The organism is Undibacterium pigrum (assembly GCF_003201815.1).
GTDB classification, from domain to species: Bacteria; Pseudomonadota; Gammaproteobacteria; order Burkholderiales; family Burkholderiaceae_D; genus Undibacterium; species Undibacterium pigrum.
In genome coordinates, this window is record NZ_QJKB01000005.1 from 176409 (window position 1) to 201986 (window position 25578).

The 25578-nt window shown below is 52.2% G+C and carries 20 protein-coding genes; 5 read left to right on the forward strand and 15 right to left on the reverse strand.

The window, feature by feature from the left end:
- Nucleotides 1–242 precede the first annotated feature (242 nt).
- A complete protein-coding gene (locus DFR42_RS16245; RefSeq protein WP_110256063.1) occupies nucleotides 243–5546 on the forward strand; it encodes a two-component regulator propeller domain-containing protein in 5304 nt (1767 codons plus the stop codon).
- Here the strand turns inward: DFR42_RS16245 and waaA are convergent.
- Both waaA and DFR42_RS16255 read right to left on the reverse strand, forming a co-directional pair.
- Nucleotides 5541–6818 carry a lipid IV(A) 3-deoxy-D-manno-octulosonic acid transferase gene (waaA, locus tag DFR42_RS16250; protein ID WP_110256064.1) on the reverse strand — a complete coding sequence of 426 codons (1278 nt, stop codon included), beginning with the start codon at nucleotides 6816–6818 and terminating at the stop codon, nucleotides 5541–5543. The two genes, DFR42_RS16245 and waaA, sit on opposite strands and share 6 nt — an antisense overlap.
- 3 nt (nucleotides 6819–6821) lie before the next feature.
- The gene (locus DFR42_RS16255; protein ID WP_110256065.1) at nucleotides 6822–7736 is read right to left on the reverse strand and encodes a DMT family transporter; all 915 of its coding nucleotides are present in this window, start codon (nucleotides 7734–7736) and stop codon (nucleotides 6822–6824) included.
- Between the two features lie 351 nt (nucleotides 7737–8087).
- Between DFR42_RS16255 and DFR42_RS16260 the strand changes: the two genes are divergently transcribed.
- The 4 genes from DFR42_RS16260 (at nucleotide 8088) to DFR42_RS16275 (ending at nucleotide 11515) form a co-directional block, all read left to right on the forward strand.
- Nucleotides 8088–9086: a hypothetical protein gene (locus DFR42_RS16260; protein ID WP_110256066.1), complete on the forward strand. Its 999-nt coding sequence runs from the start codon at nucleotides 8088–8090 to the stop codon at nucleotides 9084–9086.
- A gap of 62 nt (nucleotides 9087–9148) precedes the next feature.
- Nucleotides 9149–9994, forward strand: coding sequence for a 3-deoxy-8-phosphooctulonate synthase (gene kdsA, locus DFR42_RS16265; RefSeq protein WP_110256067.1), 846 nt, complete (start codon nucleotides 9149–9151; stop codon nucleotides 9992–9994).
- Between the two features lie 86 nt (nucleotides 9995–10080).
- The gene (locus DFR42_RS16270; RefSeq protein ID WP_110256068.1) at nucleotides 10081–11205 is read left to right on the forward strand and encodes a hypothetical protein; all 1125 of its coding nucleotides are present in this window, start codon (nucleotides 10081–10083) and stop codon (nucleotides 11203–11205) included.
- Nucleotides 11206–11326: 121 nt separating this feature from the next.
- A complete protein-coding gene (locus DFR42_RS16275; RefSeq protein WP_110256069.1) occupies nucleotides 11327–11515 on the forward strand; it encodes a hypothetical protein in 189 nt (62 codons plus the stop codon).
- Between the two features lie 19 nt (nucleotides 11516–11534).
- Here the strand turns inward: DFR42_RS16275 and DFR42_RS29250 are convergent, their stop codons facing one another.
- The 13 genes from DFR42_RS29250 to rfbC all read right to left on the reverse strand — a co-directional run bounded on the left by DFR42_RS29250 (nucleotide 11535) and on the right by rfbC (nucleotide 25575).
- Nucleotides 11535–12323 (reverse strand): PD-(D/E)XK nuclease domain-containing protein, encoded by a 789-nt coding sequence (locus DFR42_RS29250; protein ID WP_170133554.1) that lies wholly within the window; start codon nucleotides 12321–12323, stop codon nucleotides 11535–11537.
- Between the two features lie 558 nt (nucleotides 12324–12881).
- The gene (waaC, locus tag DFR42_RS16290) at nucleotides 12882–13877 is read right to left on the reverse strand and encodes a lipopolysaccharide heptosyltransferase I (RefSeq protein ID WP_110256071.1); all 996 of its coding nucleotides are present in this window, start codon (nucleotides 13875–13877) and stop codon (nucleotides 12882–12884) included.
- A 176-nt stretch (nucleotides 13878–14053) separates the two neighbouring features.
- Nucleotides 14054–15430 carry a phosphomannomutase/phosphoglucomutase gene (locus DFR42_RS16295; RefSeq protein WP_110256072.1) on the reverse strand — a complete coding sequence of 459 codons (1377 nt, stop codon included), beginning with the start codon at nucleotides 15428–15430 and terminating at the stop codon, nucleotides 14054–14056.
- A 25-nt stretch (nucleotides 15431–15455) separates the two neighbouring features.
- On the reverse strand, nucleotides 15456–17384 hold the full coding sequence (locus DFR42_RS16300) for a polysaccharide biosynthesis protein (protein WP_110256256.1): 1929 nt from the start codon (nucleotides 17382–17384) through the stop codon (nucleotides 15456–15458).
- Between the two features lie 18 nt (nucleotides 17385–17402).
- Nucleotides 17403–17966 (reverse strand): sugar transferase, encoded by a 564-nt coding sequence (locus tag DFR42_RS16305; RefSeq protein WP_110256073.1) that lies wholly within the window; start codon nucleotides 17964–17966, stop codon nucleotides 17403–17405.
- A 10-nt stretch (nucleotides 17967–17976) separates the two neighbouring features.
- Nucleotides 17977–18933 (reverse strand): UDP-glucose 4-epimerase family protein, encoded by a 957-nt coding sequence (locus DFR42_RS16310; protein WP_110256074.1) that lies wholly within the window; start codon nucleotides 18931–18933, stop codon nucleotides 17977–17979.
- Nucleotides 18934–18936: 3 nt separating this feature from the next.
- Complete coding sequence (locus DFR42_RS16315; RefSeq protein ID WP_110256075.1) at nucleotides 18937–19728, reverse strand: glycosyltransferase family protein; 792 nt, start codon at nucleotides 19726–19728, stop codon at nucleotides 18937–18939.
- A 21-nt stretch (nucleotides 19729–19749) separates the two neighbouring features.
- Nucleotides 19750–21171 carry a hypothetical protein gene (locus DFR42_RS16320; protein ID WP_110256076.1) on the reverse strand — a complete coding sequence of 474 codons (1422 nt, stop codon included), beginning with the start codon at nucleotides 21169–21171 and terminating at the stop codon, nucleotides 19750–19752.
- Nucleotides 21158–22405, reverse strand: coding sequence for an O-antigen translocase (locus tag DFR42_RS16325; RefSeq protein ID WP_110256077.1), 1248 nt, complete (start codon nucleotides 22403–22405; stop codon nucleotides 21158–21160). Before DFR42_RS16325 ends, DFR42_RS16320 begins: the two co-directional genes overlap by 14 nt.
- Entirely contained in the window at nucleotides 22405–23541 is a 1137-nt protein-coding gene (locus DFR42_RS16330; protein WP_110256257.1) for a DegT/DnrJ/EryC1/StrS family aminotransferase, read from the reverse strand. The genes DFR42_RS16325 and DFR42_RS16330 overlap by 1 nt, the downstream gene beginning before the upstream one ends.
- 116 nt (nucleotides 23542–23657) lie before the next feature.
- Entirely contained in the window at nucleotides 23658–24059 is a 402-nt protein-coding gene (locus DFR42_RS16335; RefSeq protein WP_110256078.1) for a sugar 3,4-ketoisomerase, read from the reverse strand.
- Entirely contained in the window at nucleotides 24056–25033 is a 978-nt protein-coding gene (rfbD, locus tag DFR42_RS16340; protein ID WP_110256079.1) for a dTDP-4-dehydrorhamnose reductase, read from the reverse strand. Before rfbD ends, DFR42_RS16335 begins: the two co-directional genes overlap by 4 nt.
- Nucleotides 25030–25575: a dTDP-4-dehydrorhamnose 3,5-epimerase gene (gene rfbC / locus DFR42_RS16345; RefSeq protein ID WP_110256080.1), complete on the reverse strand. Its 546-nt coding sequence runs from the start codon at nucleotides 25573–25575 to the stop codon at nucleotides 25030–25032. The genes rfbD and rfbC overlap by 4 nt, the downstream gene beginning before the upstream one ends.
- Nucleotides 25576–25578: the final 3 nt, after the last annotated feature.

Consider the following 25578-nt stretch of genomic DNA (forward strand, 5'->3'; position numbering starts at 1 on the left):
ATTTCGCGAATTACCGACAATTCGCTACAAACTGTAAAAATCTGATGGTTGGAAAGATATATCTGTGTTTTATTGATGTCTGAATAACATATACTTAACTTATAGGACTTACGCAAAATTGTCCCAGCAAGGCGTAGCGACGAAGACAGTACTTTTTAGTACGGCTAGGCGCTGCAACGCAGCTGGGGCGGTTTTGCGTAAGTCCTCACTTAAAAAAACAAGTATATTCAGAGGAAAGATAAATGAGGCAGGACAGTGTGGCCGGGCGATACCTAAACCCTCAGTTGTTGTTCGCTTTTTTCTGCCTGCTGTGTTTTGTTTCCCTGGGCTTTTGCCTGCCAGTTTCTGCGGCCAGCGTACAAAGCCTGCGCTTTGAGCAAGTCGGGCGCGACCAGGGTTTCCAGCATGAATCGGTGCAATCCATGCTGCAAGACCGTCAGGGCTATATGTGGTTTGGTACCCAGGGCGGCCTGCATCGCTATGACGGTGCCAAGGTAGTCTTTTTCCGCCATGACCCCAACCGCCCGGACAGCTTGGCAGATAACTGGGTATGGGCCCTGCATCAGGACGACAAGGGCAGGATCTGGGTAGGCACGCGCAATGGCGGCCTGCATCGCTATGACATGGCGACCGAGACCATGGTCAGGTATAAACCCAATCTGGCAGATATCCGCAGTTCTGGCGGCAATCAGATACAGGCTATCATCAGCGACAGTGCGGCCGGGTTATGGCTGGCGACCGGCGATGGGCTGGCGCATTTTGATCCTGACAGCGGGCGTTTCCAGATTTTGCGCCATGATGACAAAGACCCCGCCAGTATCGCCAGCGATCAGTTGAATGCCCTGAGCCTCGATAAAGAGGGTAATTTGTGGGTAGGCACAAACGCTGGTTTGAGTGTCATGTATCGCGGCAAGACTGTGTTTGAGAATTTCCGCCTCGACAATGACTCTAAGCCCGACCCGCGTCACAATAATGTACAAAGTCTGCTTAATGACAAACAGGGTAATTTGTGGATAGCCACGGCAGCCGGTCTTGAAGTATGGAACAAGGAACGCACCAGCAAACGCCGCCTGGGCCAAGCCGATGGCCTTGATCCCGGCCCTGTCACTTCTTTGCTCGAAGACCGCGACGGCATACTCTGGATAGGCACGGATGATGGCCTCAAGCGCTGGAATCCCGAAGTCCGGAGGTTCACTTCCTACCGCCATCATGCCAGCGACAGGCATAGCCTGGCTGACAACCGCGTCACTCGCTTGTTGCAAGACCGTTCCGGCACCTTGTGGGTAGGCACCTGGCTGGGCGGTGCCAGCCGCACCAGTCTGGCCAGCGGTGGCTTTGAGCGCCTGCTGCATTTGCCGGGCGAAGCAAAAACCCTGAGCAACAATACCGTTTCTGCCATTACCAGCAAGGATGATGTGATCTGGATAGGTACTGGCGATGGCCTGAACCGGCTGGAAAAAGCCAGCGGCCAGATACGTGCCTACCATCACCAGGCCAACCGGGCAGACAGCCTCAGCAATAGCAAGATCAGGGCGCTCAAGCTGGCACCCGATGGCAAGCTCTGGGTGGGTACGCAAGATGGTTTGAACCTGTTTGATCCCGTCACGGAACGTGCCACGCATTTCCAGAATGACCCCAAAAAGCCTGACAGTCTCAGTTCCAGCATCGTGCATACCCTGGCGTATGACAAGCAGGGTAACTTGTGGGTGGCCAGTGATGATGGCCTCAATCTCATGCAGGACGGCAAGTTCCGTCGCTATATGTCCAATCCCAAAGACAGCGACAGCCTCAGTCATGGCCGCGTTGTGTCGCTGTTGTTTGACCGTCGTGACCGCTTCTGGGCAGGTACCTTTGGTGGCCTCGATAAACTGGACCGTAGCACGGGCCGCTTTGAGCATTATCGTCATGAACCGGATAATCCCAACAGTCTCAGCCATAGCCGCGTTTATGCTGTCTATGAAGACAAGGCTGGTGTGATCTGGGTGGGTACTGCCAGTGGCCTGAACCAGATGGTGCAGGGGGCAGATGGCAAGATCAGTTTCATCCGTTATGGCGGCGGGCTAGGCAATGATGCAACTGCCGGTTTTGCCGAGGATGATAACGGCAATCTGTGGATCAGTACCGATGGTGGTCTGTATAAGCTGGGGCCAGACCGCAAGGCAGTGAAAAAATATTCTGCTGACGATGGCTTGATCGATGGCACCTACACGGTAGGTGCCAGTTACCGGGATAGCGATGGCGCATTGTACTTTGGCGGCTTTCAGGGTATGGCCTGGTTTTATCCAGCTGCCATCCGCGACAATACCAATAAGCCAGTAACGACGATTACTGATTTCCTGATTTTCAATCAGTCGGTGCGTGGCGGTAAATTGCCCCTGGGTGTCAAGATGGATGGCAATATCTCGGATGCCAAATCGATTACCCTGTCTTATACACATAGCGTAGTGTCGATAGAATTTGCAGCCCTGAATTATTCTGACCCCCTGCATTATCGCTATGCCTACAAGCTTGATGGTTTTGATAAAGACTGGGTAGAGATAGATGGCACCCACCGCGCCGCCAATTACACCAACCTTGGGTCAGGAGAATATATTTTCAGAACCAGGGCAGCGACCAAGGATGGCGAATGGAATGATGAAGGTGCCAGTCTGCTGATCACCATCACGCCACCATTCTGGATGGAATGGTGGTTCAGGATTATTGTCAGCCTGGTTTTGCTGGCCCTGATCTATGCGATTTATCGCTGGAGAGTAGGGCGTTTTTCTGACCAGCAAAGCCTGCTGGAAGAACTGGTCAGGCAAAGAACCGCAGAGGCTGACAGGGAGCGCAAGCGCCTGACTGATCTGACCGACGTCTTGCCATTGTCGGTCTACCAGTTCCGCGAACGGCCTGATGGGCACAGGGAATATGCCTATGTCAGCGAGAACGTCAAAAACGTCATGGGCGTGCCCGCCGCTGATATCCTGGCCGACAAGTCTGCGCGCTGGCGCACGACGCTGGAAGAGGACCGGGAAACCGCCGAAGCCTGTCTGAAACGGGCAGTAGATGGCCGCACTTCCAGCAACTTCCATCAGCGCGTCCTGGTCGATGGCAAGGTACGCTGGCTGCGCTCGCAAACCGTGGCACCCAAGCGTGTCAATGGTGACTGGATATGGAATGGTTTCTGGATAGATGAAACCGAAACCTATCTGCAAAAAGATGAGCTGCGCGAAGCCAAGGAACAAGCCGAGCAGGCCACGGTTGCCAAGTCTTATTTCCTGGCGAATATGAGTCATGAAATCCGCACGCCGATGAACGCCATCATCGGTCTTTCGCACCTGGCCAAGAAAACCCGTCTGACTTTGAAGCAGCGTGACTATATCGATAAAATCCACAGCGCCGGTACGTCCTTGCTGGGAGTGGTGAATGACATCCTTGATTTCTCCAAGATAGAAGCAGGCAAGCTCGATATTGAATCTGCTGAATTTGTACTGGCGGATGTCATTGATGACGTTGCCACCATCGTCAGCCATAAGGTCGCAGAAAAAGATATAGAGCTGGTGTTTGATATCGACACCCATGTGCCGCATAGCATGCGCGGTGACCCCTTGCGTCTGGGGCAGGTCATTACCAACCTGGTCAACAATGCCATCAAGTTTACTGACCAGGGCTCGGTCATTATCCTCGTCAAGCAGGTGCAGGCAGAAGTCGACAAGGTGCAACTGCAGTTCAGCGTGCAGGATACTGGTGTGGGTATGACTGAGGAGCAGCAACAAAACCTGTTCCAGGCCTTCACCCAGGCCGATAGTTCAACCACGCGCAAATATGGCGGCACGGGCCTGGGCCTGACGATATCGCGGCACCTGGTGGAACTCATGGGTGGCTCTATCTGGGTAGAAAGTCAGGTGGGTGTGGGCAGCACTTTCCACTTCAATTGCTGGTTTGCCTTTGCCACTGCTGCGCCGCTGACGCAGTTGCCGCCGCATATACAAAACCTCAGACTGCTGGTCGTTGATGACCATGATGTGGCACGTCAGCATTTGCAAAAACTGGGGCAACAACTGGGCCTGACCGTGAATGCCGCCAGCAGCGGCAAGCTGGCACTGCATATGTTGAGCGAGGCTCGGGTACATGGTCACCCCTATGACTTGCTGCTGCTCGATGCCCATATGCCTGACATGGATGGTGCCGCCACCATGCATGCCATCGCCGCCAGCATGGGTAAGGAAGCGCCGCAAGTGGTCATGCTGACCACCATGAACTTTGATGAAACCACCATGCAGGCCAGGACATATGCGCCAGTTGCTTACCTGTCCAAACCCACGGGCATGGCAGGCTTGCTGGAAATTCTGTTACGCATCCGTGCCGACACGCTGGAAACACCAGTCAATACCGCTGCTGAACACCGTAGTGATTGCCGCTTTGAAGGCATGCGTGTCTTGCTGGTAGAAGACAATCACATCAACCAGCAAATTGCCGCAGAACTGATGACTGAGGCAGGCATCATCGTTGACGTGGCAGACAATGGCCGCATCGCCATCGACAAGCTCAACCATGGCAACCCTTACGATATCGTGCTCATGGATTTGCAAATGCCTGAGATGGATGGCTATGCTGCCACCACCGTGATCCGCTCTTACCCGGAATGGCTGGACTTGCCCATCATCGCCATGACCGCCCATGCCATGAATGAAGAGCGCCAGCGCTGCCTTGATACCGGCATGAACGACCATATCGCCAAACCCATAGACCCGGACAGCTTCTTTGAAACCCTGAGCCGCTGGTGTGGTCACCGCATGCCTGATTATCAGATCGATGTACCTGTGAATACCGGCAGCCAGCCGCCAGCCGCAGCGATGCCAGCGAAAACAGCAGCGCCAGTAAGCAAAGCTGAGCCTGCGAAAGCAGAAGTGCCGCAACATGATCTGACCATACCAGGCGTTGATGTTGCTCCTGCCTTGCGCCGTTGCGGTCAAAATCTTGACCTGTATCTGCGCCTGTTGCAAATCTTTGTCGACAGCGCCGCATCCACGCCAGACAAGATCAGGCTGGCACTGGAAAAAGGAGACCGAGGCACCGCAGAACGCGAAGCACATACCATGCGCGGTGCTGCTGGCAATATCGGTGCAACGGCGCTGGCAGCCGTATCAACCGAGCTGGAACTGGCGATAGAAAAATCAGAAGAAAATGAGGCGCTGATACAAAAATTCAGCGCTGTCAGTGCTGAGTTGATTGATGCCCTGAAGCAGGCTTTGCAAGAGCAGGCGGAGAAAGAGGCAGAGAAGGAAGCACAGAAAGAAGCAGTTAAAATTGAACCGCAAGCCAAGGATGCTGATGCAGCAGAAATAGCCCAGCTATTTGCCACGCTGCGCCAGTATCTGGAAGACTCGGACAGCGAAGCCCTGGATTATTTCAATATCCACCAGCGCGACATGCGCAAGGTGCTGGGGGCGCGGGCAGACGAGTTTGCGCTGTCGCTGCAAGTCTTTGATTTTGAAATCACACTACAGATACTGGACAGAGTCGCACCTGCAGGTATGGCCCCGATAGGCAGCAGTAATTTATAAATACTTCTCCAGCATCTGCATGGTGCGCGCAGTCGCCCCTTGGTGCTGCAGGAAGAAGGTATAGGCTGCTGCACCCATGCGCTGGCATTGTTTTTCATCTGCCAGCAAGGAATGCGCTTGCTGGAACAGACTGAGTGCGCCATCAACGCGGAAAGCTGCGCCGCTGGCAATCGCCTGCTCGGTGATTTCAGAAAAATTAAAGGTATGCGTACCCGTCAGCACAGGCTTGCCCATGGCGCAGGCTTCGATGAGGTTATGTCCACCCAGCGGCACCAGGCTGCCGCCAACAAAGGCGATATCACAGGCGGCATAGTACATATACATCTCACCCATGCTGTCACCGAGTATGACCTGTATGTCTGTTCCTATGGGGGCGATCTCTTCATGGTTCAGGCTGGAGCGGCGCAGATACCTGATGCCATGCGATTCCAGCAGGCTGGCCACATGATCAAAGCGTTGCGGGTGGCGTGGCGTGATGATCAGCAGGGGGTTGGTTTGCAGTAAAGGGACTTGCTCGACAAAGGCTTGCAGTATCAGTTCTTCTTCGCCATCACGGGTACTGGCGCACAGGATCACCTGGCGCTCACCAAAGCTGCGGCGCAGGGCTGCACCGCGCTCACCCATCAATGGTGGCGGCGTCACATCAAACTTCATATTGCCAGTGACACCCGGCTGCTCTATGCCCAGCTCATGCAGGCGCAGGGCATCAGGATTCGATTGCGCTGCCACGCTGCTGATGGCACGTGCCGCAGGCAAGATCAGCGAAGCCAGGCGTTGGGCCTTGCGTAAAGACTTTTCTGACAGACGAGCATTTACCAGCGTCACCGGTATGGACTTTTCCTGGCACTGGGCGATCAGGTTGGGCCAGACTTCTGTCTCTATCAGTATGCATAGTTGCGGCGAAAAATGCCGCAGGAAGCGTACGATCATCCAGTTGATGTCATAGGGTAAAAACGCCTGTTGCAGCCGCGGGCCTACATCGGCAAACAGCTTGCCGCCAGTTTCACGTCCGGTGGCGGTCATGTGCGTCAGCAGGATGCGGTGCTCAGGGCAACGTGCCAGCAGGGCGCGTATCAGCGGTTCTGCCGCACGAGTTTCACCGGCAGAGACGGCGTGCACCCAGATCGTTGGAATGTTTGCATAAGCCGGATAAAAACCCAGACGCTCGCCTATATGCTGGCGATAGCCTGGCTCAAGGCGGCCACGCCACCAGAGGCGGAACAGGGCAAACGGCAGGGAAAGACCCCATACCAGGGAGTAAAGAAGACGCATGCTTTATGTCCGACGGAAATTCACCAATACAATACCACCACAGACCAGCACTGCACCCAGCGCAAAGCGCGGGCTAATGGGATCGTGCATAAGAATGACACCAGCGGCAACGCCGAACAAGGGTGTCAGGAAAGAAAAGACAGAAAGACGCGAAGCCAGATAACGTCGCATCAACCAGAACCAGGTCAGGTAACTGGCAAAGGCAATCACCACCGTCTGAAAAAACAGACTGACGATGCTGGTCATATCCCATTGCGTGGGCAGGCTCTCGCCGCGCAACATGACAAATACCAGCAAGATCGCCGCGCCTACCGCCAACTGGTAAAACAGCGTGGTCGTTGGTTCAGCTTCAGACAGGCTGGACTTGCGTATGGTAATCGTCGTTGCTGCCCACAACACGGCTGCCGCCACGCCAAAGCTGTCACCGATGAGCATATCAGCCATATCACGCTGGCTGCTGCCTGATGTATCAAACAAGGCACCAGAGAAAGCGACTGCCACGCCAGCAAAGGCCGACAGGATACCCAGCCACTGTGTTGACTGCAAACGCTCAGCCGGTATCAGCCAGTGCAGGCCCAGCACGGTAAAGATAGGGGCGGTATACAAGAACACCGACATATGTGAAGCCGTCGTGTATTTCAAACCCAGCGATATGCATAAAAATTCGATGGCAAACAGAACACCCGCCGCAATACCAGGCCAGACATGTTTGTCACGCAGGGAAAATGGAATCTTTTTGATAAGTATCAATAACAATACCAATACCGCCGCCAGCCCCGACCGCAAGCCCAGTTGCATAGTGGCACCAATCACTGGCGCAGCCAGCTTGACAGCCACCTGCTGCAAACCCCAGCACAGGCAAAGCAAAAGCATAAGCGAAATGGCAAAACCATCAAGATTTTTACGATGAGCGGACATCTGGCTTGGGGAGTGTAGGCGAAGAGGTGGGAATATACCTGAAAACGGTGTGCAGGGGTGCATGTCTTGCTTGGGGATTTACTCATCCCTTTCAGGGCAAGCTCGGCATAGGGGTGGAGTTTTGTAGTAAATTTAATAAGTGGGCATTCGACAGTAAGCCGTCCCCACCCTAAGCCTCGCTCTTTAAGGGGACTCATTAGTAATTTTCAGTTCTTTCAGATTGCTTAAAATAGCAATCTAGTTGCCTTCACTGCAACACCATACAAAATCACCCCCATAAAATGATATCCTATGCCTCTTAAACAACATGCAAGGACATGTTGAGCCTTCCACTATCATGGACATGAACAGATGAGTACAGACCTCTTTTGGCAAGCACTGGCAAATGCCCAGCCACAATTACAGCAAATGGAAATCCGCGATGTCATGGAAGCCATCAATGCATTGCTGGAACCCCATTTCCCCAAGCTGGCTGCTGAATTACAAGGCAAGACTGAAGACGGCGTATATGACCTCATCATCACGGCGCATGGCGCGACCGAGCATTTTCAGGATGTCATGAGGCTCACGCAGACAGCACCCAAGCTGGCCATGTTCCCCAATGTCATTGCCTTCAGAGCGCGCACCGAAATGGGTGAGTTTGGCATGTCCATGGACAATTTCAGCCTCAGCCCGTCAGATATTCTGGTCAGTCATTATGCCGACGCAGGCAGGGTGGGTTTGCAATTATGGTTCGCCAAACCGATACCGCAAGACATGGTTGACCATGCGAGGAACATGTCCTTCATCCTGCTTGACCATGCCCTGGGTGAATACGATTTCGCCATCAAGATAGGCCCGGTGGACTTCATGGAAGAAGAGTCAGCACAGGAAACTATCAGCCTGGCCAGCTTCCCGGCAGTGCTGGACAGCTTCTGGCGCGATGAACTCAAGCATACCGCCCTGTTCCCGACAGGCGACTATGAATGGACAGGCTTTGAGCTGGTCAGCAATACCGACCCCGACGACAAACTAGTAGTACAACGCAATGAATCCGCCATGGCCCTGGTGGGCAGGGCCGACATGCTGTGGCGCTTGCAGGTTGATGTCGAGTTGAACAACAAAGAAGACCTGGAAATCGCACGCGAATTTGAAGACCAGCTGGAAACCCTGCTCGCGCAAACCCAGGAAGGCATCACCAGCCAGATCACCCTGCATGGCAATGTGCGCAGCATGAACTGGCAAGTCAGCGATGCAGAAACTGCCGTGGCCAGGGCGCATAAACTGGCACAAAATTTTTCTTCGCTGGAGTTTGATATCAACAGCGAATTTGATCCGCAGTGGCAAGACTACCTGCGCTGGGTATCCTGAGCATATTCAGCATATCCAAAATACCGATAAGTCCGCACACACTATTAAGAACTGGAATCATCTTGACTACCGTAGCCATCACCCCACAAATTCAAGCCAGCAACCAAAGCCCCTTCGTCCTGTTCGGCGGCATGAATGTGCTGGAATCCAAAGACATGGCCTTGCGTGTTGCTGAAGAATACGTGCGCGTCACCAGCAAGCTGGGCATCCCCTATGTTTTCAAAGCCAGTTTTGACAAGGCCAACCGTTCATCCATCCATTCTTACCGCGGCCCCGGTCTGGAAGAAGGCTTGAAGATATTCGAGGCCATCAAGGCAGAATTTGGCGTACCCCTGATTACTGACGTGCATGAGCCATGGCAAGCCGCACAAGTGGCAGAAGTAGTCGATGTCCTGCAACTGCCTGCCTTTCTGGCACGCCAGACCGACCTCGTGGTCGCGCTGGCCAAAACCGGTCGCGTCATCAACATCAAGAAGCCACAATTTTTGAGTCCTTCCCAAGTACAAAACATCGTCGAAAAATTCAGGGAAGCAGGCAACGACCAACTGATACTCTGTGACCGTGGCACCTGCTTTGGCTACGATAATTTGGTAGTCGATATGCTCGGTTTTGCCGTCATGAAAAAAGTGACGAACAACCTGCCCGTCATCTTCGACGTCACCCACGCCCTGCAACAACGCGAAGCTGGCGCAGCAGCCTCAGGCGGCCGCCGCGAACAAATCGTAGAACTGGCCCGCGCAGGTATGGCGACAGGTCTGGCTGGCCTGTTCCTGGAAGCGCACCCTGATCCGGCGCAAGCGAAGTGCGATGGCCCCAGCGCCTTGCCGCTGGACAAGCTGGAACCTTTCCTGGCGCAGTTGAAATCGCTGGATGACTTGGTGAAGTCGTTTGCCAAATTGGAGATTTAGTGTATGTAAAAATGCTAATAAATATTGAGTAGTGAAACTCACTAAAGTTAGCGATAACCAGATTTTTTTTGCGCGGAGGCATTGAGATGATTACCATACATCACTGGCTTCAAGAAATGGCTATATGTAAAGCGACCGATCTTTGCGAGCGGCCATTCCCAATACTTATACCGGGAATGCATCCTATAGATATCGAGGGTGCATTGATTCGAATAGAGCCTAAACAGGCTATCCCAACTAGACTTGGTGACTCAAATCCATTTACTGTTTCGTTAGTTTGTTATCCAGATAAGGTAAACGGTCCTGAGTTCGACATATTTAGGCATGAGGCAATTACAAAAGAGTTTGGCGCGATTTTGTCGATCGTAATTAACAGACGAATCTTATCTCCAACTACATTTCCCGCATCTGTTAGTGGTGAAAATAGCGTGACTTTCATGAGTATGCAGTCTGCCGCAGATAGAAGCGTTGATGGTCCAATACCAGAAAATATTGCACCAATGTTGACAAGTTTCTTCGCAAAAATTAAAGATATGCCAGAAGATATTTGTGAAACGCTTAGTGCAGCATCTAGTTTGCACCATTCAGCATTGCAATTGTTTGGACAGGATTTAAGATCGGCGTATTTGTTGTGTATTTCTGCACTTGAGCATCTATCAAGAAAATTTGGTAATCCCCCTAGCGATTGGAGTGATTGGGATGTAGCTAATAAATGGGACGCTTTTTTCTCAAAAAATGGAGTGGATTCAATAGTTGCTCAGGCCTTCCGAGATGAACTCATGCGAGACCGACACTTACGACTTCAGGCTACATTCACAAGATACATAATTGATTCACTCTCCGAAAATTTTTGGAACGACGAATACGATGAATGGCTGTATGGAATCGATTTGTCACGCCAACAATGGCTTGCCCCAAATAATTATTCTACAAAAAAAATGTCAGATTTCATCCCGCGTGACCTTGATATTCTTTATAAGATGGCGAAATCATCATATAAACTTCGCAATGATCTCGTTCATAACGGAAAGCATATTTCATTGAAGGAAGTTATTTTGCCATTTACTGACGGGATTGACTCAGATGCCCCGTTCCCTTTCTTTATAATACGTCGAATTCTGAGAGATATCATATTGCAAGAAATTAATAAGTACCCCGAATCTCAAACTATGCCGAAATTTACAGCTCACCACAGGACATCAACTGAATAAGTTTGATGAGTGTAGAAGTAAACTTTGAATACGCTACACATAAAACGCGAGTTCAAATAAGAAGTACAACAGATGTCAAATGAATCTACTTTGAAAATTCACTATTGAAAAAGGAATTGCAATGGAAAAGCAAAGTCTTAAAAAGCAAATTCTATTTGGTGCAATTTTCGGATTGATATTTTCTTACTCTGCAATACTAAAAAACTCTGAAGCAGAATTGAATTTATACGTTATTGGAGAATTAATTGGGGGAGCGATAGGTGGTGCGGTTCTTTATTGCATTTTATATCGGTTTTGGCCGAAAAAATAAGCTGATTTAAGTAGGGAAATTAAAACTTTGGGCCAACTATTGCTCGCACTTTTAATGTTCCGTTGTGTGCCTCGAGATCTTTTTCTAGTCCAACAGGATTTCCAACTCTCCCCTCTGGATCATAGATGAAACAGACAAGCAAACCACAATCTGGATGACGTTGATACCTAGCAATATCAACGAGTAATTCGGCACCCAAGTCAGGTGTCTTTAAAGATTGACGAGTCTTTTTGACTTCTATGATTACACGTTCTTGTTTGAGTAAAAAATCGACTCTTGATGAGCCACCAGCATAACTCGGCGTCCATTCTTCAGGTCGTATGTCATCAAAATGCAATTTCAATAATGCGTGCAAAAGATCTTGAACATCATACTCATCTTCAATTTCCAGAGTTTTTCTTCCTGAATGTCTAGCACGGAGTTGTCGGGCAACGGTATGAAATTTAAGGCAAATTCGTTCTAGCAGTGACAAGATATCTGGAGCCGAAATATCTTCTTCATCTTCGAGTTCATAATCTTTAATTTCATCAATTAAAGATGACAAGATTGCGCGTGCTTTGCTTAATCCATCGATATATGCTCTAAAGAAATCAGAGTCAGTAGTATCATCCGTATAATAAAATAAGCTGTACGAAATATCCGAAAAGTCTTTGAAGTGTCTACTTTTATCGCCAAATATTTTTTGTATTGCGACCTCTGTATCTCGCTGCCATTTTGTAAAAGCCGGGCTACTTGAATTATCAACTCGTATACTCTCAATTTCATCACGTTGACGGATCAGTATTTCTATTGCTCTTGAGGCTTTCATTTATCTATCCTTAGCTTTGTTTTCTCTACTGACACAATCATGTTGTGCAGACAATGAAACTTGTTGGTCATAATAGCAAGTTTCATTTGGTTGGAGAATAATAGGCTTGAAAATATGAATAGGGATCGTGTTGACGTTGGGGGTGTTGTTGTTTTTGAAGTTCGCAGTTCCGATGTGTCGATGCCTTTGATGCGAGGCAGAAAATGGAAAAAGAAAGGCCGATGTTTGAGCGTAGCGAGTTTTCGGACTTTCCCATTTTTTGACTTGCAGCAAAGGGGACCCCGAAGGGGCAGCGACGCCTCGGTCGCCTTTTTTCGCTTACCTTTTTTGGCGAAGCAAAAAAGGTGAGTAGCTGCCGGGCTACCCCCGGCTGGCAATCGTGAACGACGTGGGCAGGTATTTGTGGAAACTAGTTCTTAAAGTACACGATTCTGAAATTAATACACCATTTGAAGTGCTAAGAACGCCACTGGAGCACCAGCCCGCTGGATTCCAGCCAAAAGCACGCTGGAGTAACGTTACTAAGTAGACTGACTATTTTTAACCGTCAGGTTATTGCTATGCGCCAGTTGCTCTCATTAGAACTCTAATCGCATCGCGAACCTCGTCAACACTCGCAGACTCCCCATTATCCCCAAGATTAATAATCCTGTCCGACCAGTTCCCCTCAGTCTTCCAGCGCGGTGAAGCGCAATAGATTTCTATGGTCGGGGTTTCGTAAGCTGCAGCGATATGCGTCAAGCCAGTATCGACACCGATGGCAAGGCGTGCCTTTTGTGCCAGCAGAGTTGCTGCCTGCATGGAGAGTGCAGGCAAGACGCTGGCGTTTGGCATGACGGCGGCCATGGCTTCTGCCTCAGCTTTTTCAGCAGAACTGCCCCAGGGCAGCAGTATCTGTAATTCGTAGTTTTTTAATTCTGCGGCAATCGCCTGCCAATTCTCACGCGACCATTTCTTGGCTGCACCTGCGGTGCCATGGAAGAACACTGCATATGGTGTAGACGGTAACCATGTGCGTTGATCGACAGGTATATTCGGTGCCTGCAAGCCAAAGCTAGCGGGCGTGTTGACTGTATAGCCGCCAGCTGCGGCAGCAACCAGGCGGCCGCGCAAGACGGCGTGGGTGCGCTTGTCTACTGGTACGCTGATGTCGTGGAAGATTCTGGAAATGCCTTCATAGCCTGAGCCCTCAGTACCATTGGCCAGGCCAACTTTCTTGCCGCCTTTGACTGTCTTTGCCAGACCCATAATGATGCCGGTTTTGAGCAAGCCCTGGGAATCAAGCACCAGGTCATAATGCTCCTGCCTTAACTGGCGAAAGAAATTCCTGATCTCCTGTCGCGTTGCCGCCTGCCCCAGGCTCTTGCGCCAGCGGCGCAGGGCGAAGGGGAAGACCTGGTCTACACCAGGATTCAGTCGCACCAGCTGCACATAGGCTTCTTCTACCACCCAGTCTATGCGAGCCTGCGGAAACTGGCGACGCAAGTCATCCACGATGGGCATATTATGCAAAACATCGCCCAGCGACGAGACACGAACAAGAAGAATTTTCACGATAGTAAATGCGGGTGAAGACCAAGATGCTCACCACAGAGGCACAGAGACACAGAGGGGGCACAGAGAAAAACCAAAGGCGTGAAGAGCTTTGCTAAGCACTCTCACCTTAAAAGATTTCCTCTTGTTTTTCTCTGTGTCTCAGTGTCTCGGTGGTGATCTTTTCGGTCTTGAAGTTAATACGGCAATTTCGCATCTGGCTTCACAGCCAGTACAGCCTGCTTCATTGCGCCCTGTATGCGTGCCAGAGCTTCGGGGTTTTCGGCTTCGAAGCGCATGACAATCACAGGAGTGGTATTGGATGAACGGGCCAGGCCGAAGCCGTCCGGGTATTCCACACGCAGGCCATCGATGGTGATGATTTCGTCAGAGCCAGGGAAGCTGGCATTTGCCTGCATGGCCGCGATGATCTTGAAGTTTTCGCCTTCGGCCAGTTGCAATTGCAGCTCTGGTGTTGAAGTCGATTGTGGCAAGTTGTTCAGCGTGGCTGTCATGTCGGCTACGCGGCTGACGAGTTCCAGCAAGCGTGCGCCAGCATACAGGCCATCGTCAAAACCATACCAGCGGTCCTTGAAGAAGACGTGGCCGCTCATTTCACCACCGAGAGGCGAGCCGGTTTCGCGCAGCTTGGCCTTGACCAGGGAATGGCCGGTTTTCCACATCAGCGGTATACCGCCACGGGCTTTTACCCATGGTGCGATATGGCGTGTGCATTTAACGTCATACAAAATTTGCGCGCCGGGGTTGCGTGTCAATACGTCTTCGGCAAACAGCATGAGCTGGCGGTCAGGGTAAATGATCTGGCCATCCTTGGTGACGACACCAAGACGGTCGCCATCGCCATCAAATGCCAGGCCGATTTCTGCATCGGTGGTTTGCAGGCAGCGTATCAAATCTTGCAGGTTTTCCGGGTGGGCTGGATCAGGATGGTGGTTGGGGAACGTGCCATCGACTTCGCAAAACAGTTCTATGACTTCACAACCCATGCCGCGATACAACTCACCGGCAAAAGCACCAGCCACGCCATTGCCACAATCGACGGCAATTTTCAATGGGCGGGCGACTTTGACATCACCGATGATGCGCTCAAGATAAGTCGCCTTGATATCATGCGTGCGGTAGTTGCCACTGCCTTGTTTGAAATCTTTATTCAATATGGTCTGGTACAGCGCCTGTATGGCATCGCCATAAATCGCTTCGCCAGCGAGCACCATTTTGAAACCATTGTAGTCAGGCGGGTTGTGGCTGCCTGTGACCATGATGCCGGACGTGGCACCCAGTACATTGGTACCAAAGTAGACCATGGGGGTGACAACCACGCCCAGGTCGATGACATCAACGCCAGTCGATTGCAAACCCTTGGCCAATGCCGTGATGAGGTCAGGGCCGGACAAACGGCCATCGCGGCCTATGACCACGGCTTTTTCACCTTTGGCGATGGCGGCGCTACCAAAGGCCTGGCCTATCAGGTGGGCAACTTCTGCATCCAGGGTTTTGTCGATGATGCCGCGGATATCGTAGGCTTTGAATATGCTGGGGGAGAGTAGGGACATGATTATTTTTCTATAGTAAAAAGATTCAGTGGAGCAGCACTGTGGCTTTCTGCTCTTCAGCGCCAACTTGCTGGGCTTGCCAGATCAGGTCTTCAATACCGCATTGTGGTTCATATTCTGCCACTATTTGCAGCAGCAGGGCGCGGATTTGCGCATAATCAAAGGCGGTGCAGGCAGTATTTAATTCTTGCAACAAGGCATTGAGTTGATCCCATGGCAACTCATTTTCCTGAGCGCGCATGATGAGCGGGTGGGACGTACCTTCGACGTTATCGCCTATCAGCAATTCTTCATAGAGTTTTTCACCCGGACGCAGGCCCACATGCTGGATTTCTATGGTGCCGTCTGGCGTGCTTTCACTCTTCACTTCCAGCCCACTCAGGTGCACCATGCGGCGAGCCAGATCGATGATGCGCACAGGCTCACCCATGTCGAGCACAAACACATCGCCACCTTCGCCCATGGCACCGGCCTGCAAGACCAGTTGCGCAGCTTCAGGGATGGTCATGAAATAGCGGGTGATCTCTGGATGGGTCAGGGTGATGGGCCCACCTGCCATGATCTGCTTGCGGAACAAGGGGACGACAGAGCCGGATGACCCCAGTACATTGCCAAAGCGCACCATGCAAAAACGCGTATGCTGCTGGCGGCGTGAACAGGCTTGCAAGATCAGTTCGGCCAGGCGTTTGGTGGCGCCCATGACATTGGTCGGACGCACCGCCTTGTCAGTAGAAATCAGCACAAAATTCTTGACCTTTGCCGCCATCGCCGCCTGTGCGACGGACAGGGTGCCAAACACATTATTGCGTATGCCTTCAGCCGGGTTATGTTCTACCAGTGGTACATGCTTGTAGGCCGCAGCATGGTACAGGGTTTCAACTTCACAGGTGGTGAAGATGCGGTCGAGCTTGGCGCTGTCGAGTATGGAACCCAGGAAGGGTAAAATCTCCACATCCAGCTTCAGTTGCTGGCGCAGGCCAGTCAGTTCCTGTTCGATTGCATACAGGGCGTATTCCGACATTTCCAGCAAGACCAGTTTGGCCGGGCGCTGGCGCAATATCTGGCGGCATAATTCAGAACCTATGGAGCCACCAGCACCCGTCACCATGACGCGCTTGCCAGTGATGCAGATACTCAGCAGGCGGGCATCGGGCTCAACCTGATCGCGGCCCAGCAAATCTTCTATCTCTACTTCGCGTATATCCTGCAAACGCAGTTCGCCATTCACCAGGCTTTGTATCGATGGCGTGACCTTGATTTTCAGTTTCAACGGTTCTAGCTGGTCGAGCACCTGCTTTTGCCGCGTCTTGCTAATGCTGGGCATGGCCAGCAAAATTTCGCGTATGTCGTGGCGTTCGGCCAGTTCTTTCAATTGCTCAGGCGCGAATACTTTGACGCCGCCTATGGTCGAGCCTTGTACTGATTTGCTGTCGTCGATGAAGGCTACACAGACATATTCGCCTCCGGCACGCAGGGCCGTTGCCAGTTGCGCACCGGCTTTGCCTGCGCCATAGATGGCGATGCGGCTGGCGTTTTCTGTCATATCGGCTTGCAGCAGCCAGGCCCTGGCCAAAAAGCGGCTGGCACCGACATACAGGATGGAACCTGCCCAAAAGAAACCAAACACGGCACGCGACAGTGGCGTGATGTGCAGCATGACAGCTACAAAAGCCAGGAAGAGTACAGACAGACTGACCCCTATCATGACCACGCTGATGATTTTCTGGTCGATGAAACGGATGACGGCGCGGTACAAACCTATGCGTATAAATACTGGTATGGCAATCAAAGGGACTGAAATGATGAGCCAGAAGTAATGATTGAACAGGCCGGCATTAAAGGCCTCATAGCGCAACCATATCGCCAGGATAAAAGTCAGCGGCAGGAAGAGCGCATCTGCCAGGGCAGCGACTACCTGTTTTTGCAGCCGCGGCAGATTCAGCAAGGATTGCATCATGATAGTTTCATCCTTTTAATGGGTAACACCATCACGACGCACCACCTTGTAAAAGGTCAGGAACAGGATGCGGATATCCAGCATGAAAGACTGATGCTGCAGGTAATACGCATCCAGGTCGACTTTGACCGGGATAGGCAATTCATCCCTGCCATTGATTTGTGCCCAGCCAGTCAGGCCAGGCGGGATAGTATGTACTTGCTTTTCTGTGCGCAGGGCAATCAGATCATCCTGATTGTACAGGGCCGGGCGGGGGCCGACAAAACTCATGTCGCCATTGAGTATGCTCCACAATTGCGGCAATTCATCGAGGCTGGATTTGCGCAGGAAAGAACCGATGGGTGTCAGGTATTGATCGGGATTCGTCAGCAGATGCGTGGCAACTGCCGGTGTATCGATGAGCATGCTGCGAAACTTGGGCATCTTGAAGATGACATTATTGCGCCCGACCCGGTCTGACCAGTAGACGATGGGGCCGCGGGAAGTCAGCTTGACGCAGATGGCGACGATGATCAGGGGGATGATCAAAAACAGGCTGGCTGTCAGGGCAAGTAGGAGATCGAAAAGACGCTTTAACATAATCACATATTCATTCAGAGGGTAGTGCTGCTGCAGTGGCCTGCAAGCCTTGTTCTACGGTATGGGGTGGCGACCAGGCAAGCAGTTTCCTGGTCTTGCTGATATCGACTTGCAATGACTGGCATAAGCGCCCGGCGACACTTTTCTTGCCCAGCATGCTGGCGGCGAGTGTCAACAAGCTGGCCGGAAAAGGAAACAGCCTGGATTTCACCTGCAAGGCTTGCGCGCACAGGCGAAATAGTTCTGTCGTCGACAAATCCCTGCCGTCCGATGCCAGGAAAATCTGGTTGCGGGCAGCAGGATGCAAACGGCAATGCAGGATGAGATCAACCAGGTTACCCAGATACACCAGGCTGCGCTGGTTATGGATACTGCCCAGCGGCAAAGGCAGGCCACGGCGTATGCCACGCAACATGCTCAGGAAATTGGCCTTGACGCCAGGTCCGTAAACCAGAGGTGGACGTATGATGGTGACGGCCATGCCAGTTTCGCTTGCCAGTTGCAGCAAGGCCTGCTCGGCTTCCTGCTTGGAAATGCCATAGGCATCTTGCGGCATGGGCGCATCGTCGGCAGTGAACGGTTGACCTGCCGTGGTGGCCTCACCATTCACCTTGACTGAACTCAGGTAGATAAATTGTTTGACCCCGGCAGCGGCAGACTGGCGTGCCAGTTGCAGGCTTGCAGCAACATTCACGGCACGGAATTGTGCCAGTGGATCATTCGCTGTCTCTTGCATGACATGTACCCGCGCTGCGCTATGGATGACGATGTCCACGCCTTGCAGATGTGCTGACCAGTCAGTGTCGGCGCTCATGTCGCCAATCAGGGGATTGCGCATTTCTGTGGCCTGCCAGTTCAGAGGACGGCGAGTTGGGCAAACCAGGCTGGCATCAGCAGCCAGGCAGGCGCGGGCAAGAGCCTGGCCGACAAAGCCGCTGGCACCGGTCAACAGGATTACTTGCTTCATACTTTATTTAGGGGCCGACAGGTTGGACCGCCTGTCATAGACAAAATAGCGACGCGACAGAAATTTCAAAAAGCTGCGGAAAAACCAGCTGGCATGGCGTGATACCAGGTTGCGGTTCTTGTGGGCTGCGGTATGGGTGGCATGCAATTGCGGATAAAAGCGCACACCCTTGCCCAATAACTGGCGCGAGCGGTAACAGATATCCACATCTTCAAAATACATGAAATAGCGGGTATCAAAACCTTGCAGCGCCCTGTAGTGGCGTGCATCAAAGGCCAGGAAGGCGCCCGAGGCCCAGTCCACATGGCAGGCATCGGTCATGCTTTGCTTGTCATAAGGCTCGGACAGGGAACGCACGGCGACCATGCGCAATAAGGAAATCACATTCGGGAAGCGGCGTATATTCGCATCCACATACAAGTGCTGCTCATCACGGTAGAGGTTGATGGTGGCAACGGGAAAAGCATCGCGCCGCATATTCTCGACCAGGGTGGTGATGGTGTCGGCACTGATGGTGATGTCAGGGTTCATGACGATGAAGCTGTCACCCTCGGCAAAACCGACGCTGTTACTGATCAGGTCAAACAGGTAATTATTGTTTTCACCAAAACCCAGACCGGGCTTGTCGTCGGTGTAGGAGATACCATGTTGCAGACAATAGGCTTTCAGTGCGGGGGAAGGATGGTTATCCTTGATCCACACATGCATGTCCGCTGCTGCATCGCGCAAGCCACCCATGCCGCTTGCGATAAGCAGGTTTTCATGGCCGTGACTGACGATTGCGACATGTATCATATTTAGCTAAGTGATGCTGCATTAAGTCTTGTGACCAAGCTGCCGACTCTGTATCCAATACTTTAAAAATAATACGCCCAATTTCCAGTCTGGCAAATTATGGATGGGCGGCGTGAATAATTTCCTTGTGTACCAGATTTTCTCATAGAAATCGCAGTTTATAGGTGCCGGATTAAGCCACGGGGGTTGTTTTTCTTGTGAATTCAGCATTTCAGCCTGGCTGATGCGTCCTGCCACCTGTTCTATACCATGTACTTCCCTGATCTTTTGCAGTATCGCAAGCTGGTCTATACCAGGGCGCTGCTGCTGTCGCAGATAATGATCCATGTCATCAAGCAAGCTTTCCTGGCTGGCAGATTTGAGCTGGTCTGCCGGTGAATAACCGTGTGCGCCAGTCAAAATGCCAAAGCAGGGCAAGCCCTTGACGGCCATTTCCGGGAAGGCCGTGCCACCCGTCAGCGGGAAGCTGTCGACATAGACACTGGCATCGCGCATGCAGACCAGATAGTCCTGATACGCCATGCGCTGATGGAATATTACTTGCGCACCCATTTGCCGCGCAGGTTTCCACCACCACCAGTTGGTTTTCAGGTTGGGGCCTATCAGCATGAGTTTGCGCCCTGTCCTGGCTTGCAGGCGTACGGCAAAATCAGGGAAGGAATAGGCACCGCCGGGTTTGAACTTGTAGGCCGAACCAGCACTGGCGATATGGCCTGTGGTGTTTTCAGACCGCGTTACTGTGCTGTCTGGCAACTTCAATGGGATGCCAGCGAACACGCATTTATCGTGACTACCACGCAGCTTGCTGAGTTCCCAGCCGTAATAACTGAGTTCCAGCACCACATCGGCCATGCCATGACCATAAGAGAATACATGGTCAGCATGGTTATACATATAAATCCGGGTGCCGCAGAATTGCCTGGCCATGCCAGCAGCGATGACCGCTTCCATGTCATACGGGTGTATATGCAGCACGACTATTTTGTAGCGGGCAAAGTGATTCAATAATGCCTGTATCTTTTCCTGTCTGTTGCTGAAACGGGGCAGGCAGATGCAGGGCTGGCTGGGCGTGCTGAGTTTCGCCCAGGTTTCTGGCGGTGCTTTTTCTGTCACCAGTACGGCAGAGTCCTGCAAAGCCTGGCTGGCGATCAAATGCTCAACCACTCGAGTATGGCCGCTGCTGGTATATGCCTGGCTCAGCACATGCAGATAAGTCGCCTTGAATTCTTCTTGGGCCGGAGCCTTGAAGAGATGCTGGTAACGTTGCAGCAGCGCCAGTTCCAGTTCCGGCAGGGCATACTGGCCCAGATCGTTTTTCCACAACAGCTCACCAAGGGCACAGGCGCGCCGCACGCAGGTATCCAGCCCGTCAGCCGCCAGCACACGGTCTGTGCAATCCTGGATAAAGTTGGCGAGCTTGAGTTGGTGTTCAACGGTAGGCATATTTTTTCAAAATCCAGGCGATACATGCCCAATACAATACATAGTTAATGCAAAAAGCAATGACTGCACCCTGCAAGCCAAATGCCGGGGTCAGCAGATAAGTCAGGGCCACCAGCGACAGGCTGAAGACAATCTCGGTAATCACATAAGGCGTCGTCAGCGCCCGGCCCAGCATGACAAAGCCCAGCACCCAGCTACCTATCTTGATAAAGTCGCCCACCAGTTGCCAGGCCAGTAGCTGCAACATGGGGCGAAATTCTTCAGTGAACACCAGCCACAGCATGAGGTCACGCAAAAGATAGACCATGACTGCACCCAGTGCTGTCAATGGCAAAACGAAGCGATACACGCGGGCGATTTCTTTTTTTAATTCTGCTGCAGCCTTGATTTCTGCCAGGCGCGGCAGGTAATACACCGTTAGCGTGGTCGTGATAAGCATGAGATAAATATCACTGATGCGTGTCACTGCCTGCCAGTAACCGGCCTGCTGCCAGCCAAAATCCTGCACCAGCTGGTTGCGTATCAGCATCTGGCTCAGTGGCACCACGGTGGCCGTGACGATGGCCATCAAGGCATAGGCGCCGAGCTTGCGCAGCATGTCCCTGTCAGCCTTTGCAAACAGCATGCCCAGGCTGAACCACTTGCTGCGCAAGCAGAGGACGAGAGTAATGATGGCGACGAAAGACTGGTTCACTGCCAGCGCCACCAGAGCACCATACAGACCCCAGACACTGGCCAGCCACCAGGTTGCCAGCAGGGTGACTATGCTGGTGGCGATATTGGCGCCTACATAGGCCGCCACTGCTTTCTTGCCATTCAAAATCGCCAGCAACAGCGTATTCAAGACAAACAGCACCAGGCTGGCGGCCAGCCATAAAAACACGCTGCCATACTGCGCATTTTTTAAGAGCAATACCGCCAGTTGCTGGTGAAATACCGCAATCACGGCAGAGGTGGCCAGTGAACAATACAGCGAGATACGCGCAGCACTGGCCCAGACCTTGTGCTGGGCGGTTTCATCATCGCCATGTTCGGCGGTGTACTTCGTGACGCCAGTCGAAATCGCCCCGCTGGCAAAGGATAAAATCATGGTCACGGCATTCTGGAACTGGCCGATGACGGCATAGCCGCCCGGCCCCACATACACGGCCAGCAATTTGTTCAGGCCCAGCATGGTCAGCATTCTGACCATGACGGCAATCGCATTCAAGAGGCTGGTACGTACCAGTGTCATTATCTGGTAACTGAGGTAGCCGACTCAGCTTGCAGGACAAAATCGCGCACGGCGGCGATGACGCGGCTGACATCTTCCGGTGCAAGATATGGGTCTAGCGGCAGGCTCAGTTCTTCTGCATGGATTTGCTCAGACAGTGGGAAACTGCCCACACGCAGTTGCAATTCAGCATAAGCCGGTTGCAGATGCGGCGGGATAGGGTAGTGCACCAGGCTGCCTATGCCAGCATCCTGTAAGTGTTTTTGCAGGGCATCACGTTTGGCATGACGCACGGCATAGATATGCCAGACTGGCTCAGACCACTCAGGCACAAAGGGTATCACCAGGCCAGGCAAGTCTTTCAAGCCTTCCTGATATTGCTGCGCCAGCGCGCGACGCTGTACATTCCAGCCATCAAGCCTGTGCAGTTTTACCCGCAGCAAAGCTGCCTGCAATTCATCAAGGCGCGAGTTATAGCCCTTGACTTCATTATGGTATTTGATTTGCGAACCATAGTTGCGCAAGACTTTTAATTGCTTGGCCAGCTCTGCATCATTGGTGGTGACACCACCCGCATCGCCCAGCGCACCGAGGTTCTTGCCCGGATAAAAACTATGAGCAGCAGCATCACCCAGGCCACCAGAGACACGCCCTTTATATGTCGCGCCATGCGATTGCGCCGCATCTTCTATGACTTTCAAACCATGTTCGCGGGCGATGGCGATAATCGGGTCCATATCTGCCAACTGCCCATACAGATGCACGACCATGATGGCCTTGGTTTTTGGAGTAATGGCCGCCGCGATTTTTGCAGGATCGATATTGTAGGTAGCCAGGTCCGGCTCCACCGCCACTGGCGTGGCACCCGCATACGACACCGCCAGCCAGCTGGCGATATAGGTATTCGAAGGCACAATGACTTCATCACCTTCGCCTATGCCATAGGCACGCAAGATCAGATGCAGCGCATCCATGCCATTGCCAACACCAACGCAATACTGGCTGCCACAGTAAGTAGCATATTCAGCTTCAAAGGCTTCCAGCTGCTTGCCCTGGATAAACCAGCCGCTATCAAGCACATCATTAAAAGCCTGATTCAACTCTGCACGCAAATCCTGATGCTGAGGCTTGAGTTCCAGATAAGGTAAAGATTTCATGTTATCCATTCGTCTAAAGAATGAAGACTACTGAGTGAACTCATAGAGATTTTCTCTTGTGAATTTCTCTGTGTCTCTGTGCCTCTGTGGTGAGAGGTTTTTTGTGAATTACAAATTCAGGTCGTTTCTAAGAACTTCAAAAACTCATCATACTTGCGCAAATAATCTGCCTCGTCATAGTGCTGGTCAGCAAACACCAGCAAGACGCAATCTTCTGTGAAATTTTTCATTTCATGCCAGATGCGCGTACCGATATAAACACCTTTGGCCGGGGAATCAAGTTCGAGTTCTACGCGCTCTTTGCCATCATCAAACACCATGGTGCAGGAGCCGCGTACGGCAACGGCCACTTGCTGCAAGGTCTTGTGGGCATGAAAGCCGCGCTCAACACCTTCCAGCGTACCAAAAATATAGTAGACCCTGGCGATAGGAAAAGGGATGTCCTGGTTGGCCTCGACGGCGACTAGGCTGCCGCGCTCATCACCGAGCACGCGCATAGGTATCATTTGCAGTTTCACTTGGCCTGACCTTGAGCTTGAGTTGTTGAGTGTAGTGGTGCAGAAGCAGGAGCCTGCACACTTTGCATGCAGGCGTCCAGGGTGCTGCGCCAGTCTGGTATGGACAATCCAAATGCAGCCTGCAATTTTTCTGTGCTCAATAAAGAGTTATGCGGGCGACGCGCAGGCACAGGATATTCACTGGCTGGTATGCCACTGATCTGCGGCGCAGCCTTGCCCAGTTTGTTTTGCTGGTCTGCCAGTTCTATGATGGCGGCGGCAAATTCAAACCAGTTGGTCGCGCCTGTGGCACTGAGGTGATACACACCACCAAATTGCTGCCACCAGCTCACCGCGTCTTTCGATCGCTGCAATTGTGCCAGTATCTCGCAAGTAGCAGCAGCCAGCCAGTCAGCCGAATTGGGGGTGCCCCACTGGTCGTTGACGACGCGCAATTGATCGCGTTCACGCGCCAGTTTCAGCATGGTCAGGAAAAAATTCTTGCCAAAGTTTGAGTACACCCAGCTGGTGCGCAAGATCAGGTGCTGGCAGCCGCTGGCGATGATGGCTTGTTCGCCAGCCAGCTTGGTTTTGCCATATACATTCAAGGGACCCGTCGCATCAGTTTCTGCATAAGCCTGCCAGTTACCTGCTGCATCTGCCTTGTCTCCGGCATACACATAATCTGTCGAATAATGGATGAGGCCCGCACCCAGCTTGCGTGCTTCTTCTGCCATGATGGCGGGTGCTGTCACATTGATGGCATGGGCCTTGTCTGCTTCATTCTCTGCGAGATCTACCGCGGTATAAGCCGCCGGATTGATGATCAGGTCCGGCTTGAAGTCAGTGATGCACAGTCGCAATTGCGCGGCGTTGCTCAAATCCAGTTCTGCTCTTTGCGGCGCATGGATGATGGCAGTTGCAGGCAAGCGTGATAAGTGTGGCAGGAGGGCATGACCCAGTTGCCCACTCGTGCCTGTCAATAATATCCTCATGCAAAGACCTCAGCCTGGGCCAGGGGTTTGCCCAAGGCGTCTTTTGCTGACAGCAAGGGTGCATCTGTCAAAGGCCAGTCTATGCCCAGCGCAGGGTCATTCCATAACAGGCAACGTTCATGTTCAGGTGCCCAGTAATCAGTGGTCTTGTACAAGAATTCTGCACTCTCGCTCAGGACCAGAAAGCCGTGGGCAAAGCCTGGCGGTATCCATAACTGTCGCTTGTTTTCTGCCGACAGAATTTCTGCCGTGGCCTTACCAAAACTGGGGGAGGACTTGCGCAAATCAACGACGACATCAAACACTTCACCCGCAGTGACGCGCACCAGCTTGCCCTGGCTTTGCTGTATCTGGTAATGCAAGCCGCGCAAGACATTCTTTGCCGACTTGGAGTGATTGTCCTGCACAAAAGCCGTGGTGACACCAGTCAGCTCAGCAAAGGTTTTGGCATTGAAGCTTTCATAAAAAAAGCCGCGGTCATCACCGAAAACCCTGGGCTCCAGCAGCAAGACATCCGGTAGTCCGGTTTCTATCACTTTCATGTA